Raw genomic sequence first — 4,455 nt, 5'->3', positions numbered from 1 at the left:
GCCTTGAGCGCTTCGGTCACCAGGGCAACCCCCTGCGCGAAGGCCTGCGGTGGCAGGACACAGTGAAATCCGTAGCCGGAAGAAGGCGGCGTGGCCGCGTTGTCTTTGGGGTGGTTCATGACACTGTCCTCACGGTGTGGGTGAAAAGAATGCGGGGGCGTGCTGGTTTCATGGAAAGTCCTGGTTAATTCGTGGGTTGGAGAGGAGCGCGCCATGTACGCGCCGCGGCGCGCTGCCCGCTTGGTTCGCTTAAGGTGGAGAAGTCCTGCGCACACGGGGACGAGACAGACCCGATGAAGAGAGGACGATGACCCGAACAGCCTGATGGCTGGGGCCAGACAACAAGGGGGCTACAGCGCAAGTCGCGAGTAGCGAACCCTGAGGGGGAGTCCGACGATGGGTACTGTCGCTCCGATCGTTCGGCCAGGATACGAGGCGCTTTGCGACGAACCCGTCCAAAGGGTCGCAAACCAAGGCGCCCAACCTGGCTCGACGTGGTCAACGATCGAGCAAGCCTTGGGCAGCGCTTGCGCTCCCTCATCGCAGACCTTCAGGCATGACCCCTTGCCGGTATTCGAGTGCTCGTCCTGGACTGCCGAGATGTGGCGCGCAGGCGATTCAAGCAAGCAGGCATTCGCGACGCCCGAAGCCACCCCGAACACCCACACCATCAACAACACCCATGTGGTGATGCGCTTCGTCCAGGTGCCGGTGGAGATTTTCATGGTGAATGCCTCTTGCCTGGGGACCATGCTAAGGACGTACCACGACAAATCGATTGACCTATGTCAAGAGAATCTCGAACTGAGAGCAACGGGATGTGACCTGCGCCCGGTCTTGATCCATGAGCCACTCGTTCGAACTGGATACGGGTGCGGAGCATGCTTTGCACAATGCGCCACGTTGATATCGCCGTATGTGCGATTCCGAACGCAAGGCTTATGTTCTGCGGTCCTTGCCGGGCCAATGCGGGTGCTGGTCATCCACCACAAAAGCGTGCGCATGGCGCACCCTATTGCTGCTGACAGCGGCGCCCTGGGTGTGCGCATGTCCCGCCGGCAGGTCCGGGTGCTCGTGTTCGATTACCTCCGGGTCTTGCCCCGGCCAGACCTTCGAGGCCACCCACATGGCCCCTGCGCCTGCGATGCCCAGCACCACGAACGCCGCCGCCATCCCGAAGCGGGTGCCCAGCCAGCCCGCCAGGGGATAGAACAGCAACCAGCAGACGTGCGACAGCGCAAACTGCGCAGCAAACAGCGCTGGCCGGTCTTCGGGATGCGCGGATCGCCGCAACAAGCGGCCCGAGGGTGTCTGCGCGGTGGAGTAGCCCACACCGAGCACGAACCACAGGACCATCAGCGAGGCGTTTCCCACCACGAAGACGCCGGCAAACAGGCCCACGATCATCAAACCGATGCCCCCCAGCATGGCTGTGCGATCGGGCAGCTTCTCCAGCAGTTGCGGCAGGGCCAGCGCAGCCACCATGGAGCCCGCGCCGAAACTGGCCAAGGCCAGGGCGACGGCGCTCTGGCTCAGTCCCATGCCGGCCTGAACGATGACCACTGTGTTGACAAACACCATGGAGCCCGCCGCTGCCACGGCCGCACTGATCGCCAGCAGACCACGCAGCCGCGGCGTGGCCAGGTAGATGCGCAGCCCGCGTGTGGTGCGCTCGTAAATGCCGCGGTGCTGCGGCGCTGGATGGGCCGGCAACACCACCGAGACCACCAGCGCAGCCGAGACCAGGAAGCCCACCACCGTGCCGGCAAACAGATCGTGAAATCCGATCACCGTGAGCAAGGCTGCCGCCAGCATCGGGCTGACCAGGCTCTCCATGTCGTAGGCCAGGCGCGAGAGCGACAGGGCTTTGGTGTAGTCCTTCTCCAGCGGCAACACATCGGGGATGGTGGCCTGGAACGTGGGCGTGAACGCGGCCGAGGCCGCCTGCAGCACAAAGATCAACACGTACACCTCCCAGATCTGGGAGACAAACGGCAGCAACAGCGCTACCGCAGCCCGCACCAGGTCCAGCGTGACCAGCAGGGTGCGCCGGGGCAGGCGATCGGCAAACGCTGCAGCCACGGGTGCCACGCCAACGTACGCGATCATCTTGATGGCCAGGGCCGTGCCCAGCACCATACCCGCGTTCTCGCCGGCAAGCTCAAAGGCCAGCAAGCCCAGCGCCACCGTGGCCAGCCCGGTCCCGATCAAGGCGATCACCTGCGCGGCAAACAGATGGCGGTAGGTGCGGTGGGACAGAATCTTGAGCATGTGTCGGTCTTGTGTGATGCGTAGTGGTCAAAGAATTCGATTCCGCAACTGCATACGACTCAGAGGTAACGGGTGATTTCTCTGAACTCGTCCATCGAATGGCGCTGACCCGCCCCGAGGGGTCCGACGAGGTGTTCAAGGCAGTGATCCAGGTGGTCCTGGATCAGGGCCTTCTTGGCCTGCTGAATCGCTTTCTCCACTGCCTGCAGTTGCTGCGCAACGTCAAGACTGGTGCGCCCCTGTGCCAACATGTCTATCGTGCTGCTCAGGTGTCCATTGGCCCTTCGCAGGCGTTTGATGATGGCCGGATGGGAGGTATGTGTGTGCGTTTGTTTCATGATGATCGTATCCCCTCAGGGGGGTTACTATAATTCACCGATCTTCAACACTACTCCTGCTTGACTCCATGATCTTTTGCTCCCCGTCTTCTTTGCTGCCCTCCCAGGCGGCACTGGGCATGCGGTGGCTGGTGTTGATCGTGATCGTGGTCGGCACGATCATCTCTTCGATCGGTTTGACAAGCTCCCATGGACTGGCGGCCATTTCGGCGGGACACACTTCAACAGCACTTGCAGCCGACGTGCCACATGGACACTCGCACGGCGACCAAGGCGATGAGGTAGCAGAGGTTGAAGACCTTCTGGGTGGCGACCATGCGCACCACGCAGTAGATCACTCGCACGACAAGGCCCATGCTTTGCCCGCGGGCTGGCACGCTGCATCAACGCAAGCGCCAGCTTGGTGTAGGCAGGTACGACCATGGGTTGAAATGGTGCAGGCGTCCCGGCTGGAACGTCCTCCGATGGCCTGAGGCCACTCCTGCTTACGCGCTGCCCCTCGCAGTGCTCCCATTTCTTTCAGACCATTGGAGTCTTCATGCACGGCCTTCTTCAAGAAAGGCTGTCACGTTCGCCATGGGCGATGTGGCAGTCACGTCTCTTGCTTCCTTCAATCTTCTTCCTCTGTTTGCTCTTCGGAACCTCCGATGTCTGGTCCCATGCGGTGACCGCTGGTGACAAGGGCTACATCCAGGAGATCTCTGGCGTCAATCTGCTGCCCTTCATGTACCTCGGGGCCAAGCACATGATGACCGGCTACGACCACCTGCTGTTCCTGTTCGGGGTGATCTTCTTTCTGTACCGGCTCTCGCACATCGGTCTCTACGTGAGTCTGTTCGCGCTGGGTCACTCCACCACGATGATCCTGGGCGTGTACTTCAACATCGGGATCAACAGCTATCTGATCGACGCGATCATTGGTTTGTCGGTTGTCTACAAGGCGCTGGACAACCTTGGCGCCTTCCAACGCTGGCTGGGATTCCAGCCCAACACCAAGATTGCCACCCTGGTGTTTGGCCTGTTCCACGGCTTTGGTCTGGCCACCAAGATCATTGAGTACGAGATATCGCCCGACGGACTGGTACCCAACCTGCTGGCCTTCAATGTGGGCGTGGAGATCGGTCAACTGCTGGCGCTCACCGTCATCCTGATCGGCATGAGCTACTGGCGCCGCACGCCCAGTTTCATCCGAAACGCCTACACAGCCAACGTCGCCATGATGAGCGCGGGCTTCATTTTGGTGGGCATGCAGCTCACCGGCTTCTTCGTATCGTGAACACCCAAGGAATATCGACCATGTACAACGCTGAAACCCCCTTGCGCGCCGAACTGCCCTCCTCCTCAAAGCTGCTGCGCTCCACGCTCCTTGCCGCCATCTCCGCCATCGTGATTCTGGTGGCGATCGTGCTGCCTGCCGAGTACGGCGTGGACCCCACCGGCGTGGGTCGCATGCTGCGCATGACCGAGATGGGTGAAATCAAGCAACAGCTGGCGGCAGAAGCCGCTGCGGACGCAACTGCTGCGCTCACGGGCAGTCCTGCCTCACCGGCTGCAGCCGTCCCGGCGAACGCCAGTGCGGCAGTCTCGAGAACCCCCAGCGCACCCACCGTGATCCCGAAGGCTGCGGTAACGCCTGCAGCTCAGTCAAACTGGCGCGACGAATTGACGTTCACCCTGACACCGGGCGAAGGCAAAGAAATCAAACTGCGCATGGCTGAGGGCGAAAAGGCCGAATTCCAGTGGATCGTCAATGGCGGCTCGGTCAACTACGACACGCACGGCGACGGTGGAGGGCGCTCCATCAGCTACGAAAAAGGCCGCGGCGTGCCAGCCGACGATGGTGCTC

6 protein-coding genes are annotated in these 4,455 nt (G+C 61.6%); 2 read left to right on the top strand and 4 right to left on the bottom strand.

The genetic code is table 11. The features are described from left to right. Window positions 1–350: 350 nt before the first annotated feature. The 4 genes from IV113_RS22065 to IV113_RS22050 all read right to left on the bottom strand — a co-directional run bounded on the left by IV113_RS22065 (window position 351) and on the right by IV113_RS22050 (window position 2,814). Window positions 351–725: a hypothetical protein gene (locus IV113_RS22065; RefSeq protein ID WP_291089623.1), complete on the bottom strand. Its 375-nt coding sequence runs from the start codon at window positions 723–725 to the stop codon at window positions 351–353. Window positions 726–939: 214 nt separating this feature from the next. After that, window positions 940–2,271: an MFS transporter gene (locus tag IV113_RS22060; protein WP_291089620.1), complete on the bottom strand. Its 1,332-nt coding sequence runs from the start codon at window positions 2,269–2,271 to the stop codon at window positions 940–942. Window positions 2,272–2,330: 59 nt separating this feature from the next. Then, window positions 2,331–2,609 carry a metal-sensing transcriptional repressor gene (locus IV113_RS22055; RefSeq protein ID WP_291089617.1) on the bottom strand — a complete coding sequence of 93 codons (279 nt, stop codon included), beginning with the start codon at window positions 2,607–2,609 and terminating at the stop codon, window positions 2,331–2,333. A gap of 34 nt (window positions 2,610–2,643) precedes the next feature. Beyond that, window positions 2,644–2,814: a hypothetical protein gene (locus IV113_RS22050; RefSeq protein WP_291089615.1), complete on the bottom strand. Its 171-nt coding sequence runs from the start codon at window positions 2,812–2,814 to the stop codon at window positions 2,644–2,646. 333 nt (window positions 2,815–3,147) lie between these two features. Here IV113_RS22050 and IV113_RS22045 point away from each other — a divergent pair, with 333 nt between their 5' ends. Beyond that, window positions 3,148–3,885 carry a HupE/UreJ family protein gene (locus IV113_RS22045; protein WP_363318651.1) on the top strand — a complete coding sequence of 246 codons (738 nt, stop codon included), beginning with the start codon at window positions 3,148–3,150 and terminating at the stop codon, window positions 3,883–3,885. Window positions 3,886–3,905: 20 nt separating this feature from the next. Further along, the coding region (locus tag IV113_RS22040) for a transmembrane anchor protein (protein WP_291089609.1) at window positions 3,906–4,455 on the top strand (550 nt) is incomplete at its 3' end.

The sequence above is a fragment of the Hydrogenophaga sp. genome, assembly GCF_018780385.1.
GTDB lineage: Bacteria > Pseudomonadota > Gammaproteobacteria > Burkholderiales > Burkholderiaceae_C > Hydrogenophaga.
The sequence above is the reverse complement of the archived record's forward strand: the minus strand, read 5'-3'. Positions and strand labels throughout refer to the sequence as shown.